This window comes from Brevundimonas sp. UBA7534, assembly GCF_002479325.1.
Lineage (GTDB): Bacteria > Pseudomonadota > Alphaproteobacteria > Caulobacterales > Caulobacteraceae > Brevundimonas.
Map to the genome: position 1 here is coordinate 1 of NZ_DLMO01000113.1, position 5,378 is coordinate 5,378.

Annotated in this window: 6 protein-coding genes; 2 read left to right on the top strand and 4 right to left on the bottom strand. The window is 68.1% G+C overall.

What is annotated here, in order from left to right; translation table 11 throughout:
- A partial coding sequence (locus B2U11_RS08705) for a homogentisate 1,2-dioxygenase domain-containing protein (RefSeq protein WP_292071148.1) occupies positions 1 to 839 on the top strand: 839 nt, incomplete at its 5' end.
- Positions 836 to 1,204: a hypothetical protein gene (locus tag B2U11_RS08710; RefSeq protein ID WP_292071150.1), complete on the top strand. Its 369-nt coding sequence runs from the start codon at positions 836 to 838 to the stop codon at positions 1,202 to 1,204. The genes B2U11_RS08705 and B2U11_RS08710, both read left to right, overlap by 4 nt.
- Positions 1,205 to 1,259: 55 nt before the next feature.
- Here B2U11_RS08710 and B2U11_RS08715 read toward each other — a convergent pair whose 3' ends face one another.
- The 4 genes from B2U11_RS08715 to B2U11_RS08730 all read right to left on the bottom strand — a co-directional run.
- On the bottom strand, positions 1,260 to 1,565 hold the full coding sequence (locus B2U11_RS08715) for a hypothetical protein (RefSeq protein WP_292071151.1): 306 nt from the start codon (positions 1,563 to 1,565) through the stop codon (positions 1,260 to 1,262).
- 83 nt (positions 1,566 to 1,648) lie between these two features.
- Positions 1,649 to 2,620: a glucokinase gene (glk, locus tag B2U11_RS08720; RefSeq protein WP_292071153.1), complete on the bottom strand. Its 972-nt coding sequence runs from the start codon at positions 2,618 to 2,620 to the stop codon at positions 1,649 to 1,651.
- A 29-nt stretch (positions 2,621 to 2,649) separates the two neighbouring features.
- Positions 2,650 to 4,542 carry a phosphogluconate dehydratase gene (edd, locus tag B2U11_RS08725; RefSeq protein ID WP_292071155.1) on the bottom strand — a complete coding sequence of 631 codons (1,893 nt, stop codon included), beginning with the start codon at positions 4,540 to 4,542 and terminating at the stop codon, positions 2,650 to 2,652.
- 1 nt (position 4,543) lies between these two features.
- Positions 4,544 to 5,378, bottom strand: an 835-nt coding sequence (locus B2U11_RS08730; protein WP_292071157.1) for a 2,3-bisphosphoglycerate-dependent phosphoglycerate mutase, incomplete at its 5' end; no start/stop codon positions are given.

Genomic DNA, 5,378 nt, shown 5'->3' on the forward strand with positions numbered 1-5,378 from the left:
TGCTGATCGTGCCGCAGCAGGGCGCGCATCGATTCGTGACCGAGATGGGCGTGATCGAGGCCGAGCCAGGCCATGTCGTCCTGATCCCGCGCGGGGTCCGCTTTCGTGTCGAGGTTGACGGCCCGGTGCGGGGCTATGTCTGCGAGAACTACGGCAGCCCCTTCCGCATCCCGGACCTGGGGCCGATCGGGGCCAATGGCCTGGCCAATCCGCGCGACTTCGAGACGCCCATCGCCGCCTATGAGGACATCGACCGCCCCACCGAGTGCGTGCAGAAGTTCGGGGGGTGCCTTTGGGCCACGACCTTCGATCACAGTCCGCTGGACGTCGTCGCCTGGCACGGCAACCTGGCGCCCTGCCGCTACGACACGGCCCGGTTCAACACGATCAACACGGTGAGCTATGACCATCCCGATCCTTCGATCTTCACCGTCCTTACCAGTCCATCGGAGACGCCCGGCACGGCCAACATCGACTTCGTGATCTTCCCGCCGCGCTGGATGGTGGCCGAACATACCTTCCGCCCGCCCTGGTTCCACCGGAACGTCATGAGCGAGTTCATGGGTCTGGTGACCGGCGCCTATGACGCCAAGGCGGGCGGCTTCGCACCGGGGGGCGCGTCCCTGCACAACCGCATGAGCGGCCACGGTCCCGACCAAGCCAGCTATGAAGGCGCGATCAGGGCTGAGCTGAAGCCGCACAAGATCGAAAACACCCTGGCCTTCATGTTCGAGACCCGCATGCCGATCCGCGTCACGAAATGGGCGCAAGGCTCGCCCCAGATGCAACTGGACTACGACGATGTCTGGTCAGGCTTTGAAAAAGGACAGGTCTCTTGATCCGCACTGCTCTCCTCGCCGCCGCAGCCCTTTTGGCCGTCGCTTGCGCGCCCCAGCCCGCCGCCTCGCCGGCTTCGGTCGAAACGCCGAGCCAGAGCGCCGACGCCTCGGCCTGCGCCCAGCGCGGCGGGACGATGCAGCGCGTGGGTCGTCTGCAAAGCTGGCAGTGCGTGGTGACCTACGCCGACGCAGGAAAGCGGTGCACCGACGGCGACCAATGCCAGGGCGACTGCTGGCTGGAAGACGGCGCGCCACCCAAGCCGGGCCAGGCCGCGACAGGCGTCTGCCAACCGACGAGCAACCGGTTCGGCTGTCACACCACGGTGAAGGACGGCAAGGCGGACGTCGGCCTCTGCATCGACTGACGCGCAACAAAAAAGGCCCCGCCGAAGCGGGGCCCTTCATTGTCGAACCGAGCGGTCAGTGCTGGCTCGGCGTGTTCGAGGTGGTCATGCCGCCGTCGGCGTTGCCGGCCTGCTGCTCAACCTGATCGGCGCGACGGTCGGCGTTCTCTTCGACGCGGTCGGCCTGGGCGTTCAGAGCGTCGGCCTGGGCGTCGGTCGGCGCCTGAGCGGCCTGGGCTTCCAGCGAATCGGCGCGCGCTTCGCCTTGCGCCTCGATGGCGTCGGCTTGACTCTCGGCGGCCTTGTCGGCGGCGCTTTCACCGCAGGCGGCGACGCCGGCCAGGGCGAACAGCGAGACGGCGGCGATGGCGATCTTCTTCATGGGACTTCCTCCGTTGTGGAGCAGAGGAAACGTCGCCGCACGGGATCGGTTCACGCCGCCGTGATTTTTGTGTGAAGCCGCCGTTACTCCCCGGCTTCCGCGAAGGCCACGCGCGCCGCGCCCAGCAGGGCGGCGTGCTTGTGCATGATCACCTTGGTCGGAATCTCGGCCATATAGTCCTTGAACCGGCCCTTGCGTTCGAAGCGCTGGCGGAACGGGCTGGCCTTGATGAAGGGCAGGATGCGCGGAACGATGCCTCCGGCGATATAGACCCCGCCGCGCGCGCCTGTGGTCAGGGCGATATCCCCGGCGACCGCGCCCAGGATCGCGCAGAACCGCGCCAGGGTGGCGCCGCACGGGCTGTTGGGATCCTTGAGGGCCGTCTCCGTGATTTCAGCGGGATCGTCGATGTGGGTTTCGCGGCCGTCAATTTCGGCCAGGGCGCGGTGCATATTCAGAAGGCCCGGGCCGCAGATCAGCCGTTCGATCGAGACCCGGTCGTAGCGCCGACGTAGGATTCGCAGGATTTCGTCCTCGACCGGATCTCCGGGTGGGAAGCAGGCGTGTCCGCCCTCGCTGGGCATGGCCATTTCCTCGCCGTGGGCGTCGCGCACCAGGGCCGAAACGCCGAAGCCAGTGCCGGGACCCAGCACCGCCACCGTCGAATGCGGATCGCCGTCGACGGGTCCGCCCAGGCTCTCCAGCTGATCCCCGGGCACGATGGGCGCGCCCCAGGCCAGGGCTTCGAAGTCGTTGATCAGCTTGACCGGCTTCAGACCCAGGGTCTGCAGTTCGGATTCCGACACGGCCCAGGGCGAGTTGGTCAGGTCGATGGCCCCGTCCGTCACCGGACCGGCGACGGCGATCACGCCGCCCGACGGCTTGACCTCGCAGCCGTCGATGAAGGCCTCAACCCCCTTCAGGAAGGTCGGATAGCGTTCGGCGGGAAAGCTCTCGTGGTGGTCCAGCACGGGCTTGCCCTCGACCATGCGGGCCACGGCGAAGCGAGCGTTGGTGCCGCCGACGTCGCCGACGAGGAGGGTCTTGTCATTCATGATGCGTTTCCTGCGCTCGGTTCGGCGGATCAGGCGTCCACGGTCCGGTCGACGACATTGGGATTGGGCGGCGTGTCGGTGTGCACCGCGCTGCTGGAGCCGTTGACGGCGAAGCAGACGGTGGCGCCTTCCTCGGCCGTGGTGACGACATGGCGGAAGGCGCCGAACAGCTCGCGTCCATAGCCCCAGGACGATCCCTCGGCATGAGCTTGGCTGCGCGTGGCGCGTGGGCGGCCGGTCAGGTCTTCGACGCCGACGGTGGTCAGCACGCCGGCCTCCGGGTCCAGGCGGATGATGTCGCCGTCGCGAATGTGGGCCAGCGGGCCGCCGGCCAGGGCCTCGGGGCTGACGTGGATCGCCGCCGGCGTCTTTCCGCTGGCGCCCGACATGCGGCCGTCGGTGACGAAGGCGACCTTGAAACCTCGATCCTGGATCACCGACAGGGCGGGCGACAGGCTGTGCAACTCCGGCATGCCGTTGGCCTTGGGGCCCTGGAATCGCAGAACCACCACGACGTCGCGGAACAGCTTGCCGTCCTTGAAGGCTTGGAGCGCGTCTTCCTGGGTTTCGAACACGGCGGCGGGCGCCTCGACGAGGCGGTTCTCGGGCTTGACCGCCGATATCTTTATGACCGCGCGGCCCAGATCGCCCTGGACCAGCCGCAGGCCGCCCTCCTTGTCGAACGGATCGGAGGCGGGGCGCAGGATGTCGCGATCCAAGCTCTCCTTCACGCCGTCGCGCCAGACCAGTTCGCCGTCCACCATCGACGGCTCCTGGAAGTAGGGCGCGATGCCCTTGCCCATGATGGTGGTCACGTCGGTGTGGATGTTGCCGTTGGCGGCCAGTTCGCGCGCCACAAAGGCGACGCCCCCGGCGGCCTGGAAGGCGTTCACGTCGGCCGATCCGTTCGGATAGACCCGCGCCAGCAGCGGCGTGACCGACGACAATTCGTCCATGTCGGTCCAGTCGATCAGCACGCCCGCCGCCCGCGCCATGGCGACCAGGTGGATGGCGTGGTTGGTCGATCCGCCGGTGGCCAGCAGCGCCACGATCATGTTGACGATGGACTTCTCGTCGATGACGTCGGCCATGCGGCATTCGCCGCTGCGGGCCAGTTCGACCGCCCGCTTGGCCGCCGCCGCCGTCAGGGCGTCGCGCAGGCCGGTGTCGGGGTGGACGAACGCGGTGGAGGGCATATGCAGGCCGCCCAGCTCCATCATCATCTGGTTGGAGTTGGCGGTGCCGTAGAAGGTGCAGGTGCCGGGCGAGTGATAGCTGCCGATCTCGCTTTCAAGCAAGGTCTGGCGATCGACCTTGTTCTGGGCGTATTCGGCGCGGACGCGGGCCTTTTCGGCATTGGGGATGCCCGACGGCATGGGGCCGGCGGGGGCGAAGACGACCGGCAGGTGGCCGAACGCCAGAGCCCCCATGAATAGGCCCGGCACGATCTTGTCGCAGACGCCCAGCATCATGGCGGCGTCAAAGGCGTCGTGGGTCAGGCCGACGCCGGCCGACATGGCGATGACGTCGCGGCTGAACAGCGACAGCTCCATGCCGGGGCGACCCTGGGTGACGCCGTCGCACATGGCCGGGGTGCCGCCGGCGACCTGGGCCGTGGCGCCGACCTGACGCACCGCTTCGCGCACGACGCTGGGGAAGCGTTCGAACGGCTGGTGGGCCGACAGCATGTCGTTATAGGCGGTGACGATGCCCAGGTTCGGCTTGGAGCCGTCCATGGCCGTCAGCTTGTCCGCGATGGTCTGGCCGGCGAAGGCGTGGGCCCAGTTGGCGCAACTCAGCTTGGCGCGGCCGGCGCCGCTGTCGCGCGCAGCGTCCATGCGACGGATGTAGTCGGCGCGGGTTTCGCGGCTTTTCTCGATGATGCGGGCGGTGACCGCAGCGACCGTGGGATGAAGGGCCATGTCAGCCTTCCTCCGTCCACAGAACTTCTAGGGGAACGGCATTGGCCAGCAACGCCGCGATGGGCTGGACCTTGGGATCGCCCTTTGCCTGTTCTTCGAACACGGCGCGTTTGGTCGCGCCCTTGAGGCCCAGGATCACCCGTCCCGCCGACATCAGATAGGACAGGTTGATCGACAGCCGCTCCTGCGGCGGCGCCAGGCCGTCGCGGCCGTGCGGCACGCCCAGCACCGTGGGTTTGAGCGTTGGAGTCAGAAGCGTCTTCAGCGTGGGGCTTTCGGGGAACATGGAACAGATATGGCCATCCTCCCCCATGCCGAGAAGGACCGCGTCGAATCGACCGCCGGCGTCGGCCAGGGCGTGGGCGGCCACGGCGGCGGCGCCGGCGGCGGCGGCCTCCGGGTCGAGGTAGCGGCCGTTCGCGGTGATCGGCTTGAAGTTCTGGTCCAGCTCGTAGACCAGCGGGATGCCCGTCGGGATGTTCAGGCCCGCGATGTCCTCGTCCGAGATGCCGTCCAGGTGCTTGACCAGGGCGCGCAGCGAGTTGCCGTGCGCGGCGATCAGCACGGTCTTGCCGGCCTTGAGGTCGGGCAGGACCTGCTCCTCCCAGTAGGGCAGCAGGCGGTCGACGACCTGCTTGAGGGCCTCGGTGCGGGGGGCGTCCTTGCCCAGGTCCGCGTAGCGCTCGTCGCCGACCTGGGAAAACTCGGAGTCGTCGTCCAGGGCGGGCGGCGGGGTGTCGAAGGACCGGCGCCAGACCATGAACTGCTCCTCGCCGAACTCCTCCTTCACCTGGGCCTTGTCCTTGCCCTGGAGGGCGCCGTAGTGGCGCTCGTTC